Genomic DNA, 24,988 nt, shown 5'->3' on the forward strand with positions numbered 1-24,988 from the left:
GCAGTCGCAGCGGCGCTCCACACGCCCCGCACCCCGACCCTGCAACCATAACAGCGGACACCCCTCAACACCGGCACCACTCCCCCAACAAGGCCCCACAGGCGTAAACCTCCTCCACCAGTCTCGTTCAAGGTCACGTGAGTCTCGCGAAAGACGGCTGGGCGGAAAACCGCCCGCCGAAGCGTCTCCGCTAGAAACATCCGGCGTCGCGGCACAGCTGCGAGCCGCGGCCGTGGAACTCCACCTCGACGCCGAGCCTTCCCCTGTAGTACTCTCTGACGTATCTGCCGGGCATCCTCATTCTCTCAAAACACAGCACAGCCCTCTTCTCACCGCACGTGAGAAGTCTGAGGCAAGCCTCCAGTTGCGCCACCACGTCCTCGTCTATTCCAAGGCTTGACTTGCACTCCACCGCCGCGCAGTCGCACACCGCGTCGCAGGCGGGTCCGCCCACAGAGCCGCGCCTATTGCCAATTGTGTGGTTTTTATCTACCGGCTCGCAGCGCATTCTTGACTGCCCGGAGCGCCCTCTCCAAGTTCTCCAAAACCCTCAGCTGAGCCTCGTCCATATCCACCTCTCCCCCACGCAGGTCCAGCTCCTCGGCGTACGCGTCCCCCACCCTCCTCAAGTGGAACCGGTAGACCTTGACAGAGGGCCGCTCGCCCACATCCACGCCGAGCTCCCCAGGATTCGGGTGAGCCGCCAAGGCCGCAACCCACGCAGTGAGAAGGTCGCTGTGGGTAGTGACCAAGAACCCCTTGCCCCGGGACGCCTCGGCGTATAAAAACTTGGCAAACTCAAACACGGCGTCGTCGTGGAGATGGGCCTCCGGCTCCTCAAGCACGAGATTCCGACAGCCGCCACGCCTAGCCAAATCCGCCAGAGAAACCACCATCGACGAGGGATTCCTCACCTCCACACCCCCCTCAAACACAGCCTCCTGAGAAACCACAATGTCAAACGCCGACGCCAGCCACCTAGCCGCAGCCGGGTATAGGCTATTACACCACTCCAGAGTAGACCAGGGGTAGAAAAGCGGGTCAAAATCGAAGAACCCCTCCCTCCCAACCCTCAGACTCTCCTCCACCTGCTTAGCCGCAGCCTCCACCAAGTCGCCCCCCACCTTAAAATTCCCCAACACATCCTTTTCGACAAGGAGGACTCTGCCCCCGTAGTTCAGCTTAACCACCACAGACTTCGCACCAGCCCTAACAGGAATCTCCAAAGCAAAGTCCTCGAGCTGTTGTAGAAACAGCTCAGACAAAGGCCGCTCTTTGACGGAACGCCCCCGCCTCCTCTCCGCAAGCGCCTTCGCGTACTCGACGGACGCCCTGTACAACGCCGTTGTGACAGCCGCCAGAGACCTAGCCACAATGCTCTTACCAGCCCTATTCACACCCACAAAGAGAGTAAGGCGGGCCACCTCAACCGACACCCGCTCCAAAGGCCCCAAATTCCAACCCTCAAACAGCACAGCCCCCACACACCCGGAGAATAAAAACAAAACGCCCCCGGCGCTACCCCACGTCTACAAAAAGCGAGTAAAAATTCGCGAGGCCCGGCGTAAAGAGGCCAAGAGGCTCCCCATCAGCCGCCCTAAGCACATGCGGACAGGCGTCAGACAAAGGCCAGTCCAAGACAACGGAATTGGGAACATCCACCTCCACCAACTGCGGAATCACAAAAGGCCTAGAACAGCCCCACCCCCGCACCTCCACCACAAGCCCCAGCCTCCTAGCCAAACCAGCCACATACCCCAGCAGAGCCTCCGCCACCCTCGCCCCCTCCTCTGCGCAAGCCACCAGCCTGGGGGCACCGCATGGGGACGCCGCTTCGTCCACGTCGCCTTGGAAAGGCTCTACCACTCTCACATACCCCACCTCGCCGAACTCCGCCAGCGGGTTTTCCACTGTGGGCACGAACTTTGCGAGGTAAAGACCGTCGTCTCCCACGATGACCCAGCGCCGGGGCGCGCCTTCGGCCCCGTAGTCGAGCACCCCCAACACCCTGTGCCAAGCCAGCCACTGGCCCACCCGGAGGTAGCCGTTGCGCCGCCTAACCACGGGGAGCTCTTGGCCGAGGAGGGCTGTGCCTCTGCGCGGAAGAACGTGCTTCAGCCCCTCCCTACACCTCCGAAGAGAAATCAGCTCGTCATAGCTGTACTCCTCCACAGAAACAACCTCAAAACCCTCAGACACCGCCAACTTGTGCAAGATAGGGACAAAGTAGCCCCCCTCCGCCTCTATGTACATATCGCCAGACAAAAACCACCAACGCGTCGGCGCCCCAGAAGCCAGCAGAGGCGGCATACACCACGGCCTAAACTCAGCCACACCCCCACCCCACTCCCGCCCCTTCCAAAAAGACTCCCTAAACCACCTAAGACGCCCAGCGCCACACCGCCTCATATTCTCCAACACGTCCACCATCCACTCAGCCCCCCAAAACACGCTCGTACAATAAGCCGCACCCACATAGCCGCCGCGCGCCACGCCGTAGACAAACCTATCATAAATCCTACAGCAACGCGCAATAGACGTCATAAATGCCACCAATGAGCCCCCGGCCTATAGACACTACACGTATCCGCCAGCGGCCAGTCCAGCGCCTCTCTGCCTAGGGCCACCTCCTCTGGGCTTCCTAACAACACGTGCGGCACGCCCCTCTCCGCCTCGCATCTATGCCCCAAGCTTCTCAACAAGTCGGTGGTCTCTTCCGTACAGGCCACCAGCCTGGGGGCGCCACACGGAGAGGCGACGTCGTCCACGTCCCCCTCGTAAGGCGCAACGACCTTCACGTACCCCACTTCGCCTATCTCCTCTAGAGGCTCCTTAGCGGTGGGCACAAACTCTGCAACATACAAGCCGTCATCACCCACGACTACCCACTTTTTGGCCGCCTCCCCGGGCTGGTAGTCCAACACCCCCAACACTCTATGCCAAGCCAGCCACTCGCCCACGCGCAAATACCCAAGGCGCCTCCTCACCACTGGGAGCTCGGCGCCGAGGAGTGAGCCGCGGCCTGGAAGAGTGAGGGGTGGGCCGATGGGAGACACCACGAGGTTGTTTGCCTCGTAGGCAGTCCTGGGAGGGGGGCGGTAGAAGACGCACTTACACAAGCTGTAGTCCACCACATCCCCATAGAACCCATGCTGGCGCACAACTCTAAGCCCGCCCGGAGCCAGTACGTAGGCCACGTCGTCGGCCGGGGGGTACTTGAGGAAGTCAAAAAACTGAGCCACAGGCGCGTATACCCACCACCTAGACCCCTCAATAGGCGGCACACAGAGGGGGCGAAAGCCCCCCTCAAAGACCCCCTCTACCACAAAGCCAAAAAGCCTCCACCAACGCCCGCCGAAGATGACGAAAGGCCTACCGCGGACGTACCCCTCGTAAGGCCACGGAGAAAAGACCTGCCCCACCAGCTCCAAAACCCTCACCCTCTTCTCGCCCCCAGGCACCACGTAGAAGACAAACCACTCCCCCACCCTCCCCACAAGGTCAGCCCAGCCCAAGTCCCACTCATCCGCATACTGAAGCAAGATGAGACGAGAAGAGCGGTAGATAAACAGCTTAAGCTTGTAAAAAGGCGCCAGCGAAATCATCTAAAACACCTCTCAACAGCCGACTTTAAATCCCTCTCGCCCTTAGGAACGTCGTCGAGCAAGACAAACCGCGCCACGAGCTGGCGGCCCAAGACCTGATACGTCACAAAAAGCGGCGCCACCCCCACCGACCTATCCAACGCCCTATGCCAGCGGAAAATCTGCGACTCCACCCGCGGATAAGCCACGTACTCCAAGGCGCCGTAGCGCTCCGCCAAAGGAGCATCCACCGTCGCCCCCGACCCAGCATCCACCGCAAGGCCCACCAAGGCAACCCCCCGCCGAGTAAACCGCCGCCCATCAAAAAGCCCCTCCTCAACAAGGCGGTCCAGCTTACCCCTAAAGCCCCTGTACAAATCTTCAAACGTCCCGCCTTCCACCTTAGACACCTCAAGCCACAGAACCCGCCGGCCATCCTGCATAAGGCCAAGGGCATCTGGGCCATCCCCCCCCCCCCCCACCTCAGACGGGAACTTGACGTTGACCACCTGCGGCAGAGGCCCGCCGTGGTACCTCAAGTTAATCACCTCCACCTCCCTAGAAAGCCTCGGCGCCATGGAGTACTGCGCCAAGTAGCCCCGGTTATACAACTCCTGCAGAAGAGCCACGTACCCCCCAACCCTAAACACCACCACCCCACGCCCCACATAGCCCACCCCCACGGGAGGACGCCCACCCGCCTCCACAGCCGCCGCCAAGAGGCCCCACACACCCTCCCGCCCCAGCCTAACACCCTCAGGCTCCCTAGCCGCCAAAACCCCAAGCCCCACAAGCACATCCCACAGCCCCACACCCCCCACAAAGAGAGACTCCCTACCCCTAAGAGGCTTGAAGGGGATAACCCACGACGAGCCGCCCCCCTCCACCACCAACGCGTCCCCCACCACTTGTACCCTCGCCTCCGCGTGGGCCACGTGCTCTTGCGCCGCGCCGGCGGCACCTCTTTCAAACACCGCGAGGTCCGGCCAGTACAGGCGCAGGCGGCCCCCAGACGGCTCCCCCACCACCCGCCCCACCCCCAGCGACTTGTACACGCGGAGGACCCCCTCTCAAACCCCCCGCAGAACCTCCTCCTCACCACCCCTAAGCTCCAGCTGACGCCTCTCCCCATCCCAGGCCCCCCACGCCGCCCTCCACACGCCCCCCACCTCCACCACGAAGTAGTAGGTGGCGCCCCGCCGAAACACGAGAAGCCCCTCCCCACTCCACAGCCTCTCAAACCCCTCAGGCGCCGCCCCAGACGCCGCCGCCAGGCCAAAAAAGCCGTCTACCCCAAGGACAACGTCCCCACGCCCGCGCCCCACGTCCACGAGGCGCGCCGCCACCCCCAAAAGCCTAAGCCCAGCACAGAAGAGGGGCCCCGCCCCCCGCACCCTCGCCGAGAGGTCCTCCCCAAACTCGACAGCCCTCCCGCCAACCCTAAACGCCAGCCCGCCCGCGTACGTCGCCCTCCACCGCCCCAGCCGCCCAAGCAGAGCGTCGCGGAACCCACCATAAAGCTCAAGGCCCCGGCGCCCCAGGGTAGAGGAGACCCCCACCTCCCTCAGCAGGCTATGTATCTCCGCCAAGTCCCCCCACGACACCTCTCCGCCGGCGTATATACCACCCCTAAACCTCTTCCCCACACCCCTCAGCTCAACGAGGACGGGCCTCCCCCACCTGTAAAACCAAACCCGCGCCCTAAGCCACCCACGCCCCACGTCCAAGACCTCCGCCAAGAGGCGTCCCCCACAGAGAGGCGCAGAGAAGACGCCAAACCCAGGCGGTACACAAGTCCAGCACACACCTCGCCCCCCAGCACCACAGACCCACCCACGGCCCTGCCCCCAAGCCCCTCAGCCACAGCCCCCACAGCCTCCCCACAGCCCCCCTCCACACAGCGCAGGCGGCACCCCACAACCTCAAACACGCCCCCAAACGCGCCAAACCGCCTAGGCCCAAACACAGGCCCCAACACCCCGTCCACCTTTGCCAACGCCTCAGCAGAGACGCACACAAGCCCCCCGAGGCCTGGCATAAATAGTTAACGGACACGCCCCGCCGGGGAGAGGAGAGAAAAACTTTTAAACAAGTGTGTTCTAGGAAGGTCGCGCGTGAGGCCGGGCAAAAGCCCGGCCGAAAATCATCTTCATGTTCCCCGGACGTCCCCCCCTGGGATCCCCCAGGCCGGGGCGCCGGGGAGAAACCCCCACGCCGCCGCCGAGGAGAAGCCCGGACAAACCCACCCCCCGGGCGGCCTTGCGGCCGTCCGAAACCGGTTGATCCTGCCGGACCCGACCGCTATCGGGGTAGGGCTAAGCCATGCGAGTCGCGCGCCCGGGGGCGCCCGGGAGCGGCGCACGGCTCAGTAACACGTGCCTAACCTAACCTCGGGAGGGGGACACCCCCGGGAAACTGGGGTCAATCCCCCATAGGGGAAGGGCGCTGGAAGGCCCCTTCCCCGAAAGGGCTGGCGGCCGATCCGCCGCCAGTCGCCCGAGGGTGGGGGCACGGCCCATCAGGTAGTTGGCGGGTTAAAGGCCCGCCAAGCCGAAGACGGGTAGGGGCGGTGAGAGCCGCGAGCCCCGAGATGGGCACTGAGACAAGGGCCCAGGCCCTACGGGGTGCAGCAGGCGCGAATACTCCGCAATGCGGGCAACCGCGACGGGGCTACCCCGAGTGCCGGGCGAAGAGCCCGGCTTTTGCCCGGTCTAAAAAGCCGGGAGAATAAGCGGGGGGCAAGTCTGGTGTCAGCCGCCGCGGTAATACCAGCTCCGCGAGTGGTCGGGGTGTTTACTGGGCTTAAAGCGCCCGTAGCCGGCCCGGCAAGTCGCTCCTGAAATCCCCGGGCTCAACCCGGGGGCCGGGGGCGATACTGCCGGGCTAGGGGGCGGGAGAGGCCGCCGGTACTCCGGGGGTAGGGGCGAAATCCGTTAATCCCCGGAGGACCACCAGTGGCGAAAGCGGGCGGCCAGAACGCGCCCGACGGTGAGGGGCGAAAGCCGGGGGAGCAAAGGGGATTAGATACCCCTGTAGTCCCGGCCGTAAACGATGCGGGCTAGCTGTCGGTCGGGCTTAGGGCCCGGCCGGTGGCGAAGGGAAACCGTTAAGCCCGCCGCCTGGGGAGTACGGCCGCAAGGCTGAAACTTAAAGGAATTGGCGGGGGGGCACCACAAGGGGTGAAGCTTGCGGCTTAATTGGAGTCAACGCCGGAAACCTCACCCGGGGCGACAGCAGGATGAAGGCCAGGCTAACGACCTTGCCGGACGAGCTGAGAGGAGGTGCATGGCCGTCGTCAGCTCGTGCCGTGAGGTGTCCGGTTAAGTCCGGCAACGAGCGAGACCCCCGCCCCTAGTTGCTACCCCTCCCTACGGGGAGGGGGGCACACTAGGGGGACTGCCGGCGTAAGCCGGAGGAAGGAGGGGGCCACGGCAGGTCAGTATGCCCCGAAACCCCGGGGCTGCACGCGAGCTGCAATGGCGGGGACAGCGGGATCCGACCCCGAAAGGGGGAGGCAATCCCGTAAACCCCGCCCCAGTAGGGATCGAGGGCTGCAACTCGCCCTCGTGAACGTGGAATCCCTAGTAACCGCGTGTCACCAACGCGCGGTGAATACGTCCCTGCCCCTTGCACACACCGCCCGTCGCACCACCCGAGGGAGCCCTCTGCGAGGCCCCTCGCCGCAAGGTGGGGGGACGAGCAGGGGGCTCCCAAGGGGGGTGAAGTCGTAACAAGGTAGCCGTAGGGGAACCTGCGGCTGGATCACCTCCACCCGGGGGTGGGTAGTCCAAAGGGCTTCTCCTCGGCCCCGCAAACCGCCGCTCCGCACGGCAAAGCCGCCCGGTGGATGGCTCGGCTCGGGCGCCGAAGAAGGGCGTGGCAAGCTGCGATAAGCCCGGGGTAGCCGCAGGCAGGCTTAGAACCCGGGATCCCCGAATGGGGCTTCCTGCCGGGGCCGAATAGGCCCCGGCGCCCCGTAAGGGGCGGGAACGCGGGGAAAGGAAACATCTTAGTACCCGCAGGAAGGGAAGCCAACAGGGACCCCCTGAGTAGGGGCGACCGAAAGGGGGATAGCCCAAACCAAATCCTCGCGGGACAACCGTGGGGAGATGTGGGGCTTGGGCCCGGGCAACCGCCGGCGGGCGGTAGCCGAAGTGGGCTGGAATGCCCCGCCGTAGAGGGTGATAGCCCCGTAGGCGAAACCGCCCGTGGCGGAGTCCCGGGGTCCCGGAGTACCTCGGCTTAGTTTTGCCGGGGGAACGCGCCGGCCACTGGCCGGCAAGGCTAAGCACGTCCCGAGTCCGATAGCGCACTAGTACCGTGAGGGAAAGCTGAAAAGAACCCCGGAAGGGGGGTGAAAAGAGCCTGAAACCGGGCGGCTACAGTGGGGCAGGCCCGAAAGGATGCCCCCTCCCGAAGGAAACCCCGGTGACGGGGGAGTACGAGGGAGGGGGTCCAGGGTCTGCCCTTACGTCTAGAAACACGGGCCGGGGAGTTCACGGCCGTGGCGAGCCTAAGGGGTTCAACCCCGGAGGCGTAGGGAAACCGACAGCCCGCAGCGGGGCAACCCGCGAGGGGCGGGGTCTTAAAGGGCCCGTAGTCACGGCCGTGAGACCAGAAACCGGGCGATCTAGCCCTGGGCAGGGTGAAGCGGGGCGAAAGCCCCGTGGAGGCCCGAAGGGGTTCTGATGTGCAAATCGTTCCCATGACCTGGGGCTAGGGGCAAAAGACCAATCAAGCCCGGTGATAGCTGGTTCCCCCCGAAGCGGGTCTCAGCCCGGCCTCCCCGGAGGCGGCCGGCGGGGTAGAGTACTGATCGGGGGTGCGGGAGCCGAAAGGCTCCGGCCCCCGGTCAAACTCCGAACCTGCCAGCGCCGTAGAAGGGGGGAGGCGGGGGCGGTGGGGTAAGCCTCCGCTCCGAGACGGGAACAACCGAGACCGGGGTTAAGGCCCCCAAGTGCGGGCTTAGTGTCAATCTAAAAGGGCGTCCCCCGCCCAAGACAGCGGGGCCGTGGGCCTAACAGCAGCCATCGGCTAAGCAACGCGTAACAGCGGACCCGCCGAGGCGGGGGGCCCCGAAGATGTACAGGGACTAAGCCCGCCGCCGAGACCCCGGCCCGCGGGCCGTTGGCCCGCGTGGGGTAGGGGGGCGCGGCCGTGGGGCAGAAGCCGGGCCGTGAGGTCCGGTGGACCCGCGGCCGACGAAGATCCCGGCGGTAGTAGCAGCGAAGAGGGGTGAGAAGCCCCTCCGCCGGAAAGGACCAGGGTTTCCTGGCAACTTCAATAGGCCAGGAGTTAGCCGGTCCTAAGGCGGGGCCTAATAGGCACCCGCCGAAAGGGAAACGGGTTAATATTCCCGTGCCGCGGGGGTAGGTTCTGCGGCAACGCAGGCCCCGTCCCCGACGCCTCGGGATAGGGCGGGCGGGACTGCCGTCCCGCTTAACCGTCGAAGGCCGGGGAGTGCCGTAATGGCGAGAACCGGCCGAAGGCGGGAATAGCCGGGGGTTTCCCCGGTCCGCCCGACTCCTGGGGCCCGTGAAAAGGGGACGGGGAACGAGCCCCCGCGCCCGTACCGAGAACCGACGCAGGTGCTCCTGGGTGAGAAGCCCAAGGCGGCTCGGGTGACCCCGGGCCAGGGAACTCGGCAAATTGGCCCCGTAACTTCGGGAGAGGGCGCGGCGGAGGATTTAATTTATAGGATCCATCGGAAGCTGTGAGGGACGCGAGGGAGCGTTTAAATCAACTCATTGGATTTCTTGTAGGCGATGGATTTTACTACATGAAGAGGAGCAGGAAAAACTACTTAGTTGGATTTGTCCAGAGCTCTAAGAGGAGAGAAATACCAGAAGTCTACAAATCGTTGCTGTCGATAATATTTAACAGAAAGCCCATTGAGGAAAGAGCGCCAAACAATGTAGTAAAGGTATATATCTATTCAAAAGACGCATATTATTTCTTCAAGGAGATAAAAGACGATCCAGCCAAATATTTCCGCCAAATTCCGCCGGAGGAGAAGATAAAATTCCTAGGCGGGTTCACAGACGCAGAAGGAACAGTTAAGAGGGATCGAATTATTTTATACAACGCCAATAGGGATTTGCTCATTGAAATACAGGAATTTTTGAAGACGCTTGGAGTCAGATCTACTCTACACTACCACCATGGTGCATATGAGCTACACATATGGGAGAAAAGGAGCAGGGAGATAATTATGGCTCTCTGTAAGAATTACTCCTCCAAAATATCCTCCCTTTTCTCTTAACTCTTTCTCTTAACTCCGCCGCGCCCCCCGAGAAGGGGTGCCTGCGGTCTTGGGGTATACCCCCGGGACCGCAGGTCGCAGTGGCAAGGGGGACCTGACTGTTTAACAAAAACATAGGTCCCCGCGAGCCCGTAAGGGTGTGTACGGGGGCTGAATCCTGGCCACTGGCGGTACGTGAACCCCGGGTACAACCGGGCGAAGCGCCGCTGAAGGCCGGGGGTAACTCTGACCCTCTTAAGGTAGCCAAATGCCTTGCCGGGTAAGGGCTGGTGGCGGGGGTCATCTTTATGTCCTCAGTAGCCTATCTGCTCGGCCTAATTGTGGGGGATGGCGGGCTGTACCTTCTCCGCTACAAAGGCGGCCGTACCGAATACAGAGTTGTGGTGACTCAAAAAGACGCCGCCATTGCCGAAAACGCGGCTAAGATGTTTCATTCGTTGCTCAAGGAGCTCGGCTTGGGATCTAAGGTTCAGGTAATAAGTGGGCGTACCCGCGTAGAGGTGCGGGTCTCGAGCAAGCGCCTTTGGCAGCTCTTCAACGACAAGCTGGCCAACCTAGAGGGCTTGGCGCCCGACGAGAGGATCGCCTTCATTAGAGGGCTCTACGACGCTGAGGGGGACAAGACCGGGAGGAGGGCTAGGCTCTGGAACAAGAACCGCCGGCTTCTAGACCTCGTGGGGAGCTGGCTGAGGGAGTTGGGAATCGAGAGCAGAGTCTACCTTGACGACAAGAGACACGGGGTCTACGTCTTGGAGGTGCCATCCCCCTACAGAAGGAGGTTTTTCGAATTGTTGTACCCGCCCCAGCCCCCCGATAGTTCCGGCGTGCATGAATGGATCAACGAGGTCCCCACTGTCCCGGCCCGGGGCCCGGCGAACCCACCTCCAGGTGCACAGTCCTGGGACCCCCGACGGGGCGAGAAGTCCCTATGGAGCTTCACAGCAGCCTGTCGTTGCGGGGGGGCGGGGGGTGCAGAGCGTAGGTGGGAGCGATGAAACGGGGTCTCCGGGCCCCGTGGATGCGACCCTGGAACACCACCCACTCTCCGCCCCTCCGCTTACCCGCCGCAAGGCGGGGACAGCGGCAGGCGGGCTGTTCGGCTGGGGCGGCACACCCCTGAAAAGATATCGGGGGTGCCCAAAGCTCGGCTCAGGCGGGTCAGAAATCCGCCGTAGAGTGTAAGGGCAAAAGCCGGGCTGACTGGGCCCTTGAACGCAAGGGGCCCAGGCGGGAAACCGGGGCCTAGAGAACGCTCGTGCCCCCACCAGTGGGGGCCGGGCATGACAGAAAAGTTACCCTAGGAATAACCGGCTCGTCGCGGGTGAGAGTCCCCATCGACCCCGCGGTTTGGTACCCAGACGTCGTCTCTTCCCATCCTGGCGGTGCAGCAGCCGCCAAGGGTGGGGCTGCCCGCCCATTAAAGGGGAACGTGAGATGGGTTCAGACCGTCGCGAGACAGGTCGGTCTCTACCTGTCGGGGGCGCTGGCCGCCTGAGGGGAAGGTGCCCTCAGTACGAGAGGAACGGGGCGCCGCGGCCTCTAGTGTACCGGTTGTCCGGCAGGGCACTGCCGGGCAGCCACGCCGTGGGGGATAACCGCTGAAAGCATCTAAGCGGGAAGCCCTCCCCGAGACGAGGCGGCCGTTGCCCTGGGGGCAACCCCGGGGCACGAGGGCTCCCGTAGAAGACGGGGTTGATGGGGGGGCGGTGTAACCCCCGAGGGTTTCCCGAGGGGAGAGCCGGCCCCTCCCAATCGCCCGAGCGTGCGGGGCGGCGGGCGAAAGGGCTGAGGCGGCGGCGTGGGGGTTCCCCTCTGTTTTCCTCAAGTCCTCGCCTTTTGAAACCCGCTGGGGGTAGACGGTTGCTGTGTTTTCTAGCTTTCAACGGCGCGTTGATCCCGGCGTGGTATTTTGTACAACCTCTCGGCGGTTTTTTCGTATTTTTTCAACGTATTGTTTAAATATTAGAGTTTGTCGGTGGGTATGCGGGTTTGGTGGCTGGTCTTGTTGGTGGCTGTTCTGGTGTTGGGGGGCAACGTGGATACTAATGGGCTTGTTCTGTTTGTTAACGATACTGGGGACTACCGGGGTTCTTACTACTTGAAGGTGTTTGATCTTCAGCGGTGGTGGGATGCGGGGTATTCTCGGGTGTTGGTTAGGGCTTCTGTGGGGGCTGAGTGGGCCTTTGAGAGGGTTGAGGGGTCTGTGCTGGATTTTGCCTTGTTTTGGGAGGATTGTACTAGTTGCGACTCCGCAGAGCCTCCTCCTGTGAAGAACGTTAATACGATTTACGAGGACGAGATTTTGAGGGTGACTTATGTGGGTGGTAGGTGGGTTGTCCAGGTGCTGTGGCACCAGGGCGGGTTTACTCACTGGGTGTATGTCAACGGCTCTCTGTTTTTTACGCACTTCGGGGGGTCTGTGGGGGGCGGCCCCTCCGGCGAGTTTTTTGGGGAGGTTCTGCGGGTTGATCTTAAGTCCTCCGGCGATCCGAGGGCTGATTCCTACGCGGTGTTTTATTCTCCTGGGTATGCGTGTCGGTCTTTGTTTGGCTTGTTGGGGTGGGCGGCTGTGCATGGGCTTGACGCTGGTGAGGCTAGTGGGTTGTTGAGGAGTTTTGGGTACTCGCTTTCTGTGAAGAGGGTTGACAGGAGGGATGGAGTGGTTTTGTTTTTCTTGTCTAACGGCTCTGTGGTGGAGGTCCCTGTGTTTTTCGAGGTGCAGTCCAACGGGACGGGGCTTTTCGTGGTGGGGAACCCGTCGTGTGTCAACGCGACGTATGTCGCCGTGGTGAGGCTTTCGGGGGGGGGGGGGGGGGAGGGGGGTGCTGAATTTCAGCTTGTCGGTTGGGGCGTGGGACGCAGTGCTGGCGGCGCCGGCTGTTTGGCGGGGGGAGGAGGCGAAGTACGACGTCTCTCTCTTCCTCTACGCCCCGCCGGGGGCGTACTCGCTGGGGAACTTCTCGGTGTCTTTTGACAAGCCGCGGCTTGTGGCGGGGAACCGGTCTATCGTCATGAGGCCTCTCCACGCGGTGTTTCTGCCTCTTGAGACTAGGCGGCTGGTGGACGCCTATGGGCCGTGCAACGAGGCGTTTTGGAAGGCCTTCGACGAGGTGGCGGACCCGTACGACTACTCCCTCCTGGGCGACGTCGCGCTTACGGTTATACCAGTGGGGAGGATCGCCGGCTTTTTCGGGAAGCTCCTGGGCGTGGGCAAGGCGGCTGAGAGGGCTGAGGGCTTGATCTCGGCGTTGAAGACGGTTTACTACGCGCTGGGCTCTTCCAAGTGGGCTAGGGCTGTGGGGACCGGCGTCGGCTTCGTGCTCCGGGATGCGTTCATAGCGGAGGACTTGAGGCAGATCTTAGAGCCGGAGGCGGCCGAGGAGGTCTTCTCGGCGTTTGGGGTGGACTTGGCTGAGGTGGAGCGGTTCCACGCAGGGGTGCTGACGCGGTCTTCGTGTAGCCACGCGGGCAGGTACTACGCGGCTGTGTACGTGTCTTGGGCGCAGCGGGTGTCGGCGGTGGTGGACCTCGCCTCGAACCTATACGCCAAGGTGTCGAGAGACGCGCTGGAGAAATTCGGCAACGCCTTCGTCAAGGTGGCCGAGGGGGCTAAGCTGTTTTCGCACGTCACCCATGCCGGCTACGTCGCGGCGCGGGCGTGGGGGCCGCATGAAATTGACGAGGATACGTGGGCAAAGGCCTTTACCAAGCTGGCCAGGGCCCTCACGGGGAGAGACGACGTGGCGGCCGTGGTGGCCACGACCCCCAACGGAATCGTGACGTCTGATAGGCAGTTGCACATAATTCTCGGCCTTGACAAGAAGAAAGGTGTTAACTACTTCAACCCGGGGCGGGCTGGCCGGAGCGTAAGCGTTGGGGGCCTTGACGTGTTTTATGAGGAGGGCGGTGAAGAGGCCGGTGGGTTCTACTTGGCGTGGTATGAGAAGCGGAAGCTTGTTAGGTGGACGTCTCCGGAGTTCTTCGAGGTGCTTCAGCAGAATGGCCTTGCCTGGGTTCTGCGGAGCAAGTTTGAAATGCGGAGCGTGAGGGGCGTCCGCTACGTGTGCTTCAACTACGAGGTGGAGTACGACGACGCGTTGTTCGGCGCCTTTGCGAGCCTGGCGACTATCTCCCAGTGGCACCAGAAGCTCGCCGCTCTGCCTCTGTTTTGGCTTCTCGGCCCCAGAATAGACGTGGTGCAAGCCGCCTACGAGGTGGACATGGCCCCGAAGGACGTGGCCGTCAAGGAGCTGGAGGGGCCGGTGGGGATGCTGGGGCTGGTGGGGTATTGGGAGAAGACCAGCTACTACCTACGCGACATGCCGGGGGTGTATGTCCATTTAAGAGGCTGGAGGACCGGGGGCGCCGCCCCCGACGGCTTGGCTTTGGCTAATTGGAATGGGTGGAGGGTGGTGTGGGCCGAGGTGGCGAGGAAAATCGACGAGACTGTTAACAAGTTTAAGAGCAACGCGGCTAAGTTGCAGGAGGCCGGCATCTTGGCTGGGGGCTCCTTTACTCCATACGGCTTTGCCCTCGCCGCGTTTAGGGTGGACGCGATGAGCGGTGTCACTGCGGGGGGCAACGCCTTTGGCAGTAGCCCAGTGTCTGACAAAGTCTTGGCGCATCCCCAGGCTAAGAGCAGGCTGGTGGAGTGGGCTGACGCCATGGACAGGCACAAGGTGGCGCCCCTATTGGCGGTCTACGAGGGCGATGGGCCGAGCTTCAAGGTGCGCGGAGTCTTGTTTGAACAACTCGTCGACTTTGACGACCCGGAGGTGAGGGCAGCCCTCTACAACTGCTTCAATAAATAAATCCTCCCCCGTTTTTCGTCTCATGGTCGAGCTCTTGTTTAGGGAGTGGCTTGCGGTTCGGAACATCAACTCGATCAACGACTATAAGGGGCCGTGCTCCGCGGGGGAGCCGCCGTACGACGGGACTATCGCCCTCCTCGGGAGGGCTGAGGGGGGCTTCGTCCTCGCCGTGCACGCCTCCTCAAACCGCTACTGGTTTCGGCGCATATCGCACCTCGTAGACGTGGTCAAGGAAGGCGGAAAAGACGAGATATCGTACGTCGTGTTTGAGGGCCTGGTCTGGGCCAAGCCGATGGTGTATTTGAAAAGGGGGAAGGCAATCGTTAGGCTCATTCTAGTTAGGCGCCACACAGGCGGCTTTAAGCCTAAGTGCGTCCCGCCGCTTGGCGGCTCTAGGTGGTGGGGATACGGCAGCTTCTACGAAGACATGCAGAAAATGACGGGCCTCAGCTACCCAGTCGGCGAGGTCCAACTCTACGTCCTCACAGAGCGCGGCCTCGAAGTACAGTGCGAGTACTGCATGTACGAGCTCCAAGAAATTATCCTGAGCCCGTGTAAGTACGCCTTCGGCGGCAGATGGCTTCCCTACTCGCCGATTGGCCCGCCGGTGAGGGCCCCGGGCGCGGGATCGCTGACCGGCGCCGAGCTGCCGGTAATAAGGCATAGGGATAGATACCTCCGGGTTGGCAACTGGATAGCTTGGCATAGAGTCCTCGGCGTTTTGGACGACGGCCGCTGGGTTTTAATTGGCGACGACGGCCTCTACGAGGCGGTTTTTCAGCCAACTGTGAATAACCCGCTGGGGGAGTTCGGCGAGGTTGGCTTCGTGAAGGTGCTGGGCCCGTACAACGGCGACGTGGACGAGGTGGCCTCCCCCTGCGGCGCTCCTAAGCTGGTGGCTTGCAACGAGGATACTAGACACCTCCTAGAGCCCCTCGGCCACAGGTGCGAGGCAGAGGGGGCCCACGTGACTCTGGTTACGAACACCCCGGTAGCGCTTGGCAGGGAAGTCGTCGACTGGCCGCTTACAGACACCTGCGGCCCTCTGCTGAGGCTAGGCGACGTGGACCTCTTCACCTGGGACTAGGGGCTGGCGGCAATCACTGCCGGCCTCGGCCGGCTGGTTAGACGCCGTCCTGAGTCAGGGAAACTCGGAGGGGCGTCCTTTACTGACACCCCGGTCTGATCTTCCGTCGGTCAAGACGCGTAAAATCTTGATGCCTGTCAGTCTGGTCAGGACAGGGGACGTGGAGCTGGCTTTTAGCCGGGCAAACGCGGCGGCTGTAGCCGCCGGAGCGGCCCATCGCCGGTCTGCCGCGGGCCGACAAGTTTATATTTTCGGCTGGCGGAGTTGGTATGGCCGGCTGGAGCTACGTGGTGGGGAGACTCCCGCGGGGGGATCTGGTGTACCGTTGCTACCTCAGTTTCTATAAGGACTCCTTCTACTGGGAAGGCTCTCTGGAGTGGTGGCGGCAGAATTTTAGGCTTAGGGTGATCCCCCGCGGCGAGAAGGACGACACGTATTGGGACGGCGACTTGCGGGGGTTTAGGGCGGCTTATGTGCCTCCGATGCCGGCGGGGGGCGGGTTTTCGCGGTGGTGGTGGCTTTGGGGGGTCTTCGCCTACGAGGGGCCTTTGGGGGTTTCCTACGTGGGGCTTGGGGGGGCGGCGGTGTCTGAGGGCTTCACGGCGGAGCGGCTTGGGGTTGAGCTAGAGGTTGAGAAGCTAGCTGGGCTGAGGGTGCACGGGGCTGGGGGCGGGGAGCTGGCCGGGGCGGAGTTGCCGGTGGTGAAGGAGAGGGGTAGGTATCTCAGAGTGGGCAGGTGGCTCGCGTGGCACCGGGTGGCCGGCGTGCTTGAGGGCGGCAGGTGGGTGATCTTGGGCGACGACGGCCTCTACGAGGCGGAGTTCGTGGCCACTGCCAAGAACCCGCTGGAGGACTTCGGGGAGGTCGGCTTCGTGAAGGTGCTGGCGCCTTACGGAGGCTCTGAGCAAGACGTCGCCTCTCCCTGCGGCGCGCCTAGGCTGGTGGCGTGTAACGAGGAGGGGCTGAGGGTGGCCGGCGCCGTGTTGGACTACGTGAGGAGGGCGCTCAGGGAGGCGGGGGTGGAGGGCGTAGACCTCTTCGTCCCGTCCTCTTGGCGCTGCGCGAGACCTTTCGTCATCCCCGAGCTCGTGGAGGTGGACGTCCCGGACGAGGCGATCCTCCACTGGCCCCTCGCTGACCCTTGCCCCCACGTCCTTAAGGTAGCCGCCGGCGACCCGCTAGGCCTCACGACCCCCGCCACGTGCTTCATGTGCTGGGAGTGGTGATGGAGAGGCCTTACAGCCGCTGGTTCGGCGGGTCGCCTCTGCTCATACACGGGCCGCGCGGCGGGGCTTAAGTCCGGGGAGGGGCGGTGCGGTGGGGAGGGCGGGGCGGAGGCGCGTGCTTGCGGTGTACGGGGAGGGGGCGGAGATCTTCGTCGAGCGGTCGCTGAGGGGTTGCTCGCAATGAGGCGGGGACCGCCTGGCGGCTGGGGGCTTCTTGTCACCAAGACCGGCGGCGCGGGGGCTATTCTGCCGTGCCTCTCGGCGTTGATTGCGGCATCCTCTCCGACTCCACGTCGTCTGCTTTTGTTCAACTTCTCGTCGAGTTTTTCGTTTTAACTGTTTTCAGCAATTATGCGAGTTACGGTTTTCGGGTATTCTCGGGGTTCTCCTCCTGGCCTTGTCGGCCTTGGCGTATAACGTCTTCTGGGGGGAGTTCGTCCACTGCGACGTGGGGTCTTGCCCGTATCCAAACCCCGAGGGGAAGTTTCTCGAGGTGGGGCCTAACTACGCCGTCTTTGACACTCGGGGTGACCCCTCGGCGATGGGGGTTCTTCGTGTTGGCCGTTGAGTTTAAGAGACACACGACGGTTACAATCCAGGGCTGGTGGTCTTATGAACTCCCGCGGACTTTGGCTTACGTCGTGTCCGACAAGGGGCTTACGGCTTTTGAGTGCTCCACAGGCGGGGGGCAGCAGTGTAGCGTCTCCGGCGCGGCGGCCCCCGGCGTTTATTATATCGTATTTGTCGACGCGTGGGCGGCGCAGACAGTTAGAGTGGAGGCGGACGGCCCGCTCGACCTTATAGACGTCTCGCCTCAGCGCGTTGCTTGCGCCCTCTGGAGGGCCGGCGTCTTGAGGGGACAGCGCATAACATACGCCTTTAACTGGCCGTCTAGGCCCGGCGCCTCTGTTTCTCAAGATATTGTGGAGGGCTCTTGCGGCCCGCCCGATTTGCAAGAGGCCCTGGCCTTTGCCGCCGCGGCCGGGCTCAACGCGACGGAGGCCTCCCTCCTCACGCGTCCGCTGGGCTACAACGTGACTGCAGTGGAGAGGAAGTACGGCTCCGCCGTGTTTTACCTCCAGCCCGACCTCACTTACGTAGTGCCCCTGGCTCTTGAAGTCCAGTGGCCTAACGCGGGCCGGCTCCTCCTCGTCAACCCGAGCAACGTCTCAGTCACGTGGGCCGTGGAGCTACGCCTTTCTAACAAAACGGGGAGCTCCGGCGTTGCCCACGGGTCGAGGCTGTCTTTAACAAACGTCACGCTCCCGCCGCGCTCTGTCTACGAGCTGTACCTCTACGGCGTTGCCAGAGAGGGGGGCTCTTACGTCTTTTCCTACCGGATTCGGGCGGCGGGTAGTTACAGCTGGAGCAATTACGTTTTTTACACAGAGGGCCGGCTTGTGACGCAGAACGGCTCTTTCCTCAACTGGCTTTGGGGTAGGCTGGAGCAGTTCTGGGGCGGCGTGACTGGGGATAAATGCGCCGAGGCGCGGGGGGCTGGGAGGAGGTGGGCGGCGGAGCGGATTGGCTTGGCGGGGGTGGTGACTGAGCTGGATGCGGCGGCGGGTGGGGCGGCGCTTGTGACTGGGGGCTACGGCGTTGTGAAGGCCGCCGCCTCGGGGGCGAGGGCGCTGGACCTTGCGGCGTCTGTTGCCAGGGGGTACAGGGGGGCCGTGGGTGTCCTGCAGTTGGCGGACCTCTTGGCCAACGGCGTGGCGCTGGGCTTCGACGTATACGTAGACGTGTCTTCGGGGCGGGTGGACTGGGGTGACGTGGCCAGTGCGGCTTTCCTCGCGGCTGGCCCGGCGGCTCAGAGGGTTAGGTTTGTTCAGGGGGCCCTCGCGGCGAGCGGCGCCGTGGCTCTGTACCTGGGCCAGCCGCTGGACTTGGCTGCCCAGCTCTCCTCTGACCTCGAGGCCGCGGCTTCGGCCTACGGTCAATACGCACAGTGCTTCAGGGATGGGGCTCTCCAGGCCTTTTCCACCTTCGCGGTGGAGGTTGAGGTGGCTAGGTGGGTGGGCATTGCCTCTTCGCTTGGCGACGTGGCGACTGCCGTGGGGAGGGCCGCTGGGAGTAGGGGGTGGGAGGCCTACCGGCAGCTCGCCGCGCTGGCCGCCTTCAAGTACAAGACCCCCTTTCCCTTATACAAGTACGACAGGTCCTCAGAGCTGATGCGTTTTGTAGAAAGGCAGAAAGGCAAATTCGACGTCCTCGCAATAGACGTTAGAAAATTCGCCATAGACCAAGAAGGCAAGCTCGTGTTCCTAGAACTCACAAAAGACGGCGGACTCAGAGTAAAGAAGAGAGAATCTACTAGTGTATTTGAAGGGGAGAAGATAACTCTCGACACAGGTGAAGTCACTTTCGCAATCTACAGGAAGCGTGGGGGCCACGACGTTGGTATGGTTTTGTCTGTTGGTGGTGTTAGGCTTGGCACTTATGTGGGTCTTGGGCGTATGGTGGGGTTTGCGGCTTTGGCTAAGGACTCGGAGGTTCAAAAGGCGAGGGTCAAGGTCGTCGGCCGCGACGCCGAGGTCTACAGGTTTACGCTGGACTTGGAGAGGTACGGCCTCTCGATAGTAAAAGACGAGAAGAATGATAAGTACTACGTCGACGTCGGCGGTGGGGCCAGGATCCAGGCCCATACCCCGGTTAAGGACTTGGCGGGCGCGCTCATGGTGGCGCTGGGCAAGACGCAGCCGAGCGCCATAGCCTCTGAGGTCTCGCTACCTACGCCAGACTACCTTGAGCTTGTACGTCTACAATCTACATTTGGTGAAGAGATTGCCGCCGCCTTTAACATTGAGAAAAAGGAGTCGCTAACAGCCGCTTGGCTAAAGCTAGGCGACCCAGAGGAGGGAAAGATGCCTCTCAGACTAGACTTGTTGGGCGTCGGCGAGGGCGGGCGGCTCGTGTTAGGTGAGGTAAAGGCGTGGGACGAGGATCCAGACGCTTTTGGAGGCCACTTTGCGGCTATTGACAAGTGGGAGAGGGCGTCTGGGGAGTACGTCCGCTACCTCGTAGATGCGTTTAATGGGAGGGCGTACGGCGGGGAGGGGGCCTACTCTGTCTTTGCCTGGCCTGGGCCTATGCCGCCTGTGCCCGATCTGCGTGGGCCATACCTCTTCGCCTATGGGAAGTACAAGGTGGTGGGTGGCAAGATTGAGGTGTACGTCGTCTTCGTAGAGGCTACGCGGGGCGAGCTCACTGACGACGACTTCCTCAAGCGGCTCGACGCAGAGGCCAAAGACGCCGTTGAGGCCATAAGCACATGGGAATACGTCGGCCGCCTCGGCGACATGATCGCCGACAGGCTGGCCGCCGGCGGGGCGCTGGGGGAGCTGGCCGCCCAGCTGCTGAGGACAGGCGGCTATCCAGCCGCCTCTTAGCCGGCCCGCGAGGGGCTTTTAAAGACGGCCCATTTTTTGTACATGTTCATGAGAAATACCGGGTGCCGCTTCCGAGCAAAGAGGGGGCGGGGGGAGCTGGTGTTTGAGGGCGTGGGTGGCGCCCACTACTACATGGGGTGGTGCCCCTCCAGCGAGGCTGTGGTGGCTATTCGCCGGGCTTCTCTGCCTCTCGCCATTGATAGAGAGGTGTGCCCCTCGGGGTACTGCCCCGTGACGTGTACAAACTGGGAGAGGGAGGCGCCCATCCTCTTGCTCAGCGGCGGTGGTGTGAGGGCCTTTGGCATCGGCGTAGGCCGCATGGTGGGGGAGGTGCACGACCTCCCAGTGCCCCCAGTCCCCTACGAGGACTTGGAGACGGGCGAATTGGGGTGGACTAGGCTTGTCCCCGACTTGGTGTTGGAGGACGTGCTCCCCTGGCAGGAGGCTAGGAAGATCTGCAGGTACCCAGAGCACTGCCAGCCGGCCCTCGTTGGCGAGGGGGGCTTGGTCAAGTCCATCGGCGACATACCCACCAGCTTTGCCCACGTCGCAGACTGCTCCTACGAGGGCTTCTCCCTCCTAGCCGCCCGATACGAGCCAGGCAACTTCGTCAAGGTTGAGGAGGATCTGTACTGGATAAGACACGAATACGCAGAGTGGGACGACCCGCGTTTCCCCGGCCTCGGCCGCCTCTTGGGGGAGGAGTTTCGGGTTAAAGAAGTCGAGGGTGACTACCTCCGCCTAGTGGGCCGCGGCGGCGATGAGCACATTGCGTGGGACTTTGTGTTGGGGGTGCTTGACTCTGGGGAGTGGGTGGTCATGGGCGAGGATGGTCTCTACTTGGCGGAGCATAGGGGTGGGCGCGTCGTCGTAACGGCGCCTTATCGGGGGCCGCTCATAGACGTGAGAGGGCCTCCCTCCCTCTACCCCCTCTTCTCGTACCGCATCCCCAGCGTTAGGAGGGCGGCTGAGCGGGTGGAGAGGCTCTTGGGCAAGTCCCTCAGAGAGCTGTTGGACGAGGAGGTTCCCAACCCCGAGCTCTACCTAAGGTGGCCCCTTGTGAGGAGGCGGTGGCAGTTCAAGGTGGTGCTTCACTACCCCTACCGCAACTACCTCTACCGCTTCCGCTACGTCCCGTCGGAGGATGGGCCGTTGTATGTCGTGTACAAGTTTGAGCCCAAGCTCCTTATCCCTCTGGGCGTTAGAAAGTGCCGTGTGGGTGTATCGGCGCAGGAGAGGCCGGGCCACGTGGCCGTCTCTATGGGCGAAGATCCGTGGGATAAGTACTGCCTCACCCTCGTGGACGGGGAGGGCAAATTCTACGTGGCTGTGTCTGCCGACCCCTACGACTGGCAGAGGTGGCTTCGGCCGCTCTTCACAGCCCGCGCCCCTCCGGCGGACTTCCCCTCCACGCCGCTCCCCACGGGGGACGGGTGGAGTAGGCTTGTCCACCCGCCTGAGCCGTTCCTCGACTTCCCCGACCCCATCCCCTACAACCCACACTGCGCCAGCTACTACGGCCACCTCCCCGGCAACTGCCAAGCCGTTGGGTCAAAATTCCCCGTAGCTCTTGGGTCAAGATACCACGAGACAGCTGGGTCGAGGTTCCCTGGGCGAGGCCGCCTCGTGGGCGAGGAGTTCCGCATAAAGGAAGTGGAGGGCGATTACCTGCGCCTTGTGGGGAGGGGTGGGGATGAGTACGTGGCGTGGGACTTCGTCTACGGGGTGTTAGATACTGGCGATTGGGTCCTCATGGGTGGGGACGGTCTCTACTTGGCGGAGCTTAGGGGCGATAGGATAGTTGTCGTGGCGCCGTATGGGGGGCCTGTGGAGAGGGTTAGGGGTCCTCCCTACGGCCTTCTCTACCCGGTTGTGGTGGGTGGGGTGGTGAGGTGGCCGGGGTGGGCTCCGCGGGTTGAGGTGGACCCGTGGTTGCTTTTGAGGTGGCCTCTTGTCTTGCCGGGGTGGGAGGTGGGTGGGCTTGAGTTCTACGGGGCCTACGGCTTGGGGCTTGTGGGGAGGGGCGTGAGAGTGAGGAAGGTGGAGGCTGAGAAGATATGGCTGAGGGAGATAGACGCTAAGTATTAACGGTTGCTAGCTTTGCCTTGTACTTCTTGTGTAACAGCTGGGCTAGGCGGACTGCGTATTGGCCGGGGGTCCCCCTGAACGCGGCCAGCGGCCACCTTGTGGCTATGTGAAACACCTCGTCGTCGCGGACACAGACCTCGCTGTCGCCAACCTGGAGGGCGCCCAGGGGGCAGTTTGTCTTTACAGAGGGGGTGCTTGGGAGGACGTCGCCGAGGAATGGGGGCCCCTCCACAGCCCTAACCTCGCCCCAGTAAGGCCCCTCCACCACGGCGTACCCCACCCTCCCGCTGGGCCCCACGTCTTCTATAAATGCCGCAGTGTAGAGGCCGTCTTTGCCCATGAGGACCCACCGGTCGCCGACGGTGCCTAAGACAAAGCGGAACGCCGGCACGACACCCTCTGGCGATTCCATCTGTAGATACTCGCCCTCAATGGCGTATACGGCGAAGCGCTCGTCCAAGTGGGCACCGCGGCCGGGGACGCGGACACGGGAGAAGATAGACCAAGGCCCCTCCACCCCGTAGCGCTTTAAGACTGGCTTGAGGTACTCTACGAGGTATCTAGCCGACGTCGCTTGGTACATGTCGTAGGGGGACAGCCTGTCTCCGGCCTTGAGTGGGAGTCTGAAAGGCCCGCCGGAGGCAGAGGGGTAGGCCAGGTAGGCGTTGGTGAGGTCTAAAACTCTGAGCAGGGAAGAGAGGTAGTCTTCAAAGACGAGGAGTGGGACAGCCCTACACCCGGGGAAGTAGCGACAGCGCCCCTCCACTCCCACCCCTAGGACAACTACCCTCGACCAGCCGTCGGATCGCTCGTTGTACTGCCTCGGGTATAGGCCGTAGACTACAGAGGCCATTTCAAAACCTCTCGGCCCCTCTCCACAAGCTCCCCCGCCTCGTCCTCCCACAGAGCCAAGTTATCCCCCATGTAGAAGCCCCCGGGGAACCTGCACCCGCTGGCCACCTCGGCCACCCTCTTTGTGCATAGTACGAAGGGCGGCAGGTCTGAGGGGCCCTCCACCTCTCTCACGTCGCCTCGGTAGGGCTCTTCCACCACGGCGTAGCCGACTCTGCCTCCAGGCCCCTCGGCCCTTTCGAAGCGGGCGAGGTAGAGGCCGTCTTTGCCCATGAGGACCCACCTGCCGCCGACAGTGCCAAGCACCACGTTGACGGCGAAGTCGAGCCCCCAGGGAGACTCCATCTGAAGATACTCACCCTCCACTGCATACACCGCGAACCGCTCGCCCAAGTGGGCGCCGCGGCCGGGCACTCTAAGTTCGTCTACTAACGTCCACCCCCCGCTCAAGCCGTACAAGTACGCGACGCCGTTTGCATAGTCCACTGGGTAGTACTGAGTGGCAGACACTGACCCGGGGTCGATTTCTGCGACGTCGTCGGGGAACACGGCCACGTCTGGGTAGCGGGTGCTCCACACCACTCTCGCCGGCCTCCCGCCTTTGGCCACCACGGGAGGCCAAAGGTGGCGCCTCCCCACGTCCGCGGGGCGTCTGCGGGAGATGTAGTAGGCGGCGACTCCGTCTACGCTGAACCCGTCGAAGTGCACCACGGGGTAGAGGGGGGCGAGCATCCCCTTGTACTCGGCCACGAGGTGTGGGCAGGGGGAGAGGCTAAAAGAAACCACGGGCAAGAGCCACCCCTCTCCGCCTCCCCAGCGCACAGGCAGAGCCGCGTAGGTGCGACACCTGGCGTAGTTCAATACCACGCGGAGGACGCGGGGTATGTGCCCAGTGCCGCACCCCACTGCCATAAACCCGGCCCCGGCCGCCTCGTCGTAGAGGAAGAGGTTGCAGAGTTCGTACATCTCGCCTAAGACGCGTTTGGTCTTGTGGTGCGGGAGAGAGGCGGGGTCGGGGCCTCCGAGGGGCAGTATTAGCCTACTTGAGGACCTCTGCCGCTGGGGCATAGCGCAGGTACGCCGACACTGCCTCGTCGACTGCGGAGCCCACGTCTGCCACAAACCTCATGTCCCCCTCCTCAAACCCAATAATAAACCTTGTCGGCGAGCTCCCGCCAGAGAGACTCATCTCTCAGTTTCTCAAAGCGCCGCGTAGTTCAGCACGGCGCATTCAGCTCTGTCAAACCTCTGCTTAGCCGGGAGGAGTAGCGATACCTACCACCTCGCATTAAAAGCAGTAAGGCGACATAGAGAGCTTGCCTCGACGCTTATGGAGGAGCACTTTTAAGTTGAGCTACTTTGCCCACGTGAGGGAGGTGTGTAAGATTTCTGCGTCGCGGAGGGGGCGAGGTACACTTTTGCGGGGAGTGGCCGCTATTTTTACATCTCGGCTATATACGATGACGACTTGATAGTGGCGGCTCTTAGGTGGGTTGACCTCTCGCTTCACGTGGAGTGGTCGTCTGTCTTGGACGAGGAGGAGGCCGCGGTGCTTTGCCAGAGGTGGACTAGGAGGGTGCCGGTGATAATAGACGAGGACGGCGCGGTTGTCTACTACGGCGAGGGGTGGGCAGGATAGAGGGGGAGGTGTACGACCTTCCCACGCCTCCGGTCCCCTACATAGACGCC

At 62.8% G+C, this 24,988-nt stretch carries 17 protein-coding genes and 2 rRNA genes; 10 read left to right on the top strand and 9 right to left on the bottom strand.

The window, feature by feature from the left end:
• Window positions 1-190 precede the first annotated feature (190 nt).
• The 7 genes from PCAL_RS09840 to PCAL_RS09870 are packed head-to-tail and all read right to left on the bottom strand — an operon-like array spanning window position 191 to window position 5,601.
• Window positions 191-508: a hypothetical protein gene (locus PCAL_RS09840; RefSeq protein ID WP_193322675.1), complete on the bottom strand. Its 318-nt coding sequence runs from the start codon at window positions 506-508 to the stop codon at window positions 191-193.
• The gene (locus PCAL_RS09845; RefSeq protein ID WP_193322676.1) at window positions 486-1,475 is read right to left on the bottom strand and encodes an AAA family ATPase; all 990 of its coding nucleotides are present in this window, start codon (window positions 1,473-1,475) and stop codon (window positions 486-488) included. The genes PCAL_RS09840 and PCAL_RS09845 overlap by 23 nt, the downstream gene beginning before the upstream one ends.
• Window positions 1,476-1,518: 43 nt before the next feature.
• Window positions 1,519-2,544, bottom strand: coding sequence for a hypothetical protein (locus PCAL_RS09850; RefSeq protein ID WP_011850537.1), 1,026 nt, complete (start codon window positions 2,542-2,544; stop codon window positions 1,519-1,521).
• Window positions 2,541-3,605: a hypothetical protein gene (locus PCAL_RS09855; protein ID WP_011850538.1), complete on the bottom strand. Its 1,065-nt coding sequence runs from the start codon at window positions 3,603-3,605 to the stop codon at window positions 2,541-2,543. The genes PCAL_RS09850 and PCAL_RS09855 overlap by 4 nt, the downstream gene beginning before the upstream one ends.
• The gene (locus PCAL_RS09860; RefSeq protein WP_193322677.1) at window positions 3,602-4,639 is read right to left on the bottom strand and encodes a hypothetical protein; all 1,038 of its coding nucleotides are present in this window, start codon (window positions 4,637-4,639) and stop codon (window positions 3,602-3,604) included. The genes PCAL_RS09855 and PCAL_RS09860 overlap by 4 nt, the downstream gene beginning before the upstream one ends.
• A 15-nt stretch (window positions 4,640-4,654) precedes the next feature.
• Window positions 4,655-5,305 carry a hypothetical protein gene (locus PCAL_RS09865; protein ID WP_226951950.1) on the bottom strand — a complete coding sequence of 217 codons (651 nt, stop codon included), beginning with the start codon at window positions 5,303-5,305 and terminating at the stop codon, window positions 4,655-4,657.
• On the bottom strand, window positions 5,236-5,601 hold the full coding sequence (locus PCAL_RS09870) for a hypothetical protein (RefSeq protein WP_193322679.1): 366 nt from the start codon (window positions 5,599-5,601) through the stop codon (window positions 5,236-5,238). Before PCAL_RS09870 ends, PCAL_RS09865 begins: the two co-directional genes overlap by 70 nt.
• A gap of 255 nt (window positions 5,602-5,856) precedes the next feature.
• Between PCAL_RS09870 and PCAL_RS09875 the strand changes: the two genes are divergently transcribed.
• From PCAL_RS09875 to PCAL_RS09915, 9 genes are all read left to right on the top strand, one after another.
• A 16S ribosomal RNA gene (locus tag PCAL_RS09875) occupies window positions 5,857-7,355 on the top strand.
• Window positions 7,356-7,403: 48 nt separating this feature from the next.
• Window positions 7,404-11,618 (top strand): 23S ribosomal RNA (locus tag PCAL_RS09880).
• Together the 16S and 23S rRNA genes form the textbook arrangement of a ribosomal RNA operon.
• Before the next feature lie 209 nt (window positions 11,619-11,827).
• Window positions 11,828-12,820, top strand: a complete 993-nt coding sequence (locus PCAL_RS09885; protein ID WP_011850543.1) for a hypothetical protein — start codon at window positions 11,828-11,830, stop codon at window positions 12,818-12,820.
• Entirely contained in the window at window positions 12,708-14,657 is a 1,950-nt protein-coding gene (locus tag PCAL_RS09890) for a hypothetical protein (RefSeq protein ID WP_226951951.1), read from the top strand. The genes PCAL_RS09885 and PCAL_RS09890 overlap by 113 nt, the downstream gene beginning before the upstream one ends.
• Before the next feature lie 22 nt (window positions 14,658-14,679).
• Window positions 14,680-15,744 (top strand): hypothetical protein, encoded by a 1,065-nt coding sequence (locus tag PCAL_RS09895; RefSeq protein WP_011850545.1) that lies wholly within the window; start codon window positions 14,680-14,682, stop codon window positions 15,742-15,744.
• A gap of 269 nt (window positions 15,745-16,013) precedes the next feature.
• Window positions 16,014-16,970 carry a hypothetical protein gene (locus PCAL_RS09900; RefSeq protein ID WP_011850546.1) on the top strand — a complete coding sequence of 319 codons (957 nt, stop codon included), beginning with the start codon at window positions 16,014-16,016 and terminating at the stop codon, window positions 16,968-16,970.
• Between the two features lie 397 nt (window positions 16,971-17,367).
• Entirely contained in the window at window positions 17,368-17,538 is a 171-nt protein-coding gene (locus PCAL_RS09905; protein WP_193322680.1) for a hypothetical protein, read from the top strand.
• Window positions 17,525-20,359, top strand: coding sequence for a hypothetical protein (locus tag PCAL_RS09910; RefSeq protein ID WP_226951952.1), 2,835 nt, complete (start codon window positions 17,525-17,527; stop codon window positions 20,357-20,359). The genes PCAL_RS09905 and PCAL_RS09910 overlap by 14 nt, the downstream gene beginning before the upstream one ends.
• A gap of 42 nt (window positions 20,360-20,401) precedes the next feature.
• Complete coding sequence (locus tag PCAL_RS09915; protein ID WP_193322682.1) at window positions 20,402-22,447, top strand: hypothetical protein; 2,046 nt, start codon at window positions 20,402-20,404, stop codon at window positions 22,445-22,447.
• Here the strand turns inward: PCAL_RS09915 and PCAL_RS09920 are convergent.
• Window positions 22,437-23,300, bottom strand: coding sequence for a hypothetical protein (locus tag PCAL_RS09920; RefSeq protein ID WP_011850549.1), 864 nt, complete (start codon window positions 23,298-23,300; stop codon window positions 22,437-22,439). The two genes, PCAL_RS09915 and PCAL_RS09920, sit on opposite strands and share 11 nt — an antisense overlap.
• The gene (locus tag PCAL_RS09925; protein ID WP_011850550.1) at window positions 23,288-24,367 is read right to left on the bottom strand and encodes a hypothetical protein; all 1,080 of its coding nucleotides are present in this window, start codon (window positions 24,365-24,367) and stop codon (window positions 23,288-23,290) included. Before PCAL_RS09925 ends, PCAL_RS09920 begins: the two co-directional genes overlap by 13 nt.
• Window positions 24,368-24,767: 400 nt before the next feature.
• Here PCAL_RS09925 and PCAL_RS09930 point away from each other — a divergent pair, with 400 nt between their 5' ends.
• A complete protein-coding gene (locus PCAL_RS09930; RefSeq protein WP_193322683.1) occupies window positions 24,768-24,938 on the top strand; it encodes a hypothetical protein in 171 nt (56 codons plus the stop codon).
• The last annotated feature ends 50 nt before the right edge of the window (window positions 24,939-24,988 follow it).

Origin of the sequence: Pyrobaculum calidifontis JCM 11548, assembly GCF_000015805.1 — an archaeon.
GTDB classification, from domain to species: domain Archaea; phylum Thermoproteota; class Thermoprotei; order Thermoproteales; family Thermoproteaceae; genus Pyrobaculum; species Pyrobaculum calidifontis.

What these genes read in the sequence shown, in the direction of transcription:
- PCAL_RS09840 (WP_193322675.1), bottom strand. Translation starts at nt 508, where the DNA reads ATGCGCTGCGAGCCGGTAGATAAAAACCACACAATTGGCAATAGGCGC.
- PCAL_RS09850 (WP_011850537.1), bottom strand. Translation starts at nt 2,544, where the DNA reads ATGACGTCTATTGCGCGTTGCTGTAGGATTTATGATAGGTTTGTCTAC.
- PCAL_RS09855 (WP_011850538.1), bottom strand. Translation starts at nt 3,605, where the DNA reads ATGATTTCGCTGGCGCCTTTTTACAAGCTTAAGCTGTTTATCTACCGC.
- PCAL_RS09885 (WP_011850543.1), top strand. Translation starts at nt 11,828, where the DNA reads ATGCGGGTTTGGTGGCTGGTCTTGTTGGTGGCTGTTCTGGTGTTGGGG.
- PCAL_RS09895 (WP_011850545.1), top strand. Translation starts at nt 14,680, where the DNA reads ATGGTCGAGCTCTTGTTTAGGGAGTGGCTTGCGGTTCGGAACATCAAC.
- PCAL_RS09900 (WP_011850546.1), top strand. Translation starts at nt 16,014, where the DNA reads ATGGCCGGCTGGAGCTACGTGGTGGGGAGACTCCCGCGGGGGGATCTG.
- PCAL_RS09915 (WP_193322682.1), top strand. Translation starts at nt 20,402, where the DNA reads ATGTTCATGAGAAATACCGGGTGCCGCTTCCGAGCAAAGAGGGGGCGG.
- PCAL_RS09920 (WP_011850549.1), bottom strand. Translation starts at nt 23,300, where the DNA reads ATGGCCTCTGTAGTCTACGGCCTATACCCGAGGCAGTACAACGAGCGA.
- PCAL_RS09925 (WP_011850550.1), bottom strand. Translation starts at nt 24,367, where the DNA reads ATGCCCCAGCGGCAGAGGTCCTCAAGTAGGCTAATACTGCCCCTCGGA.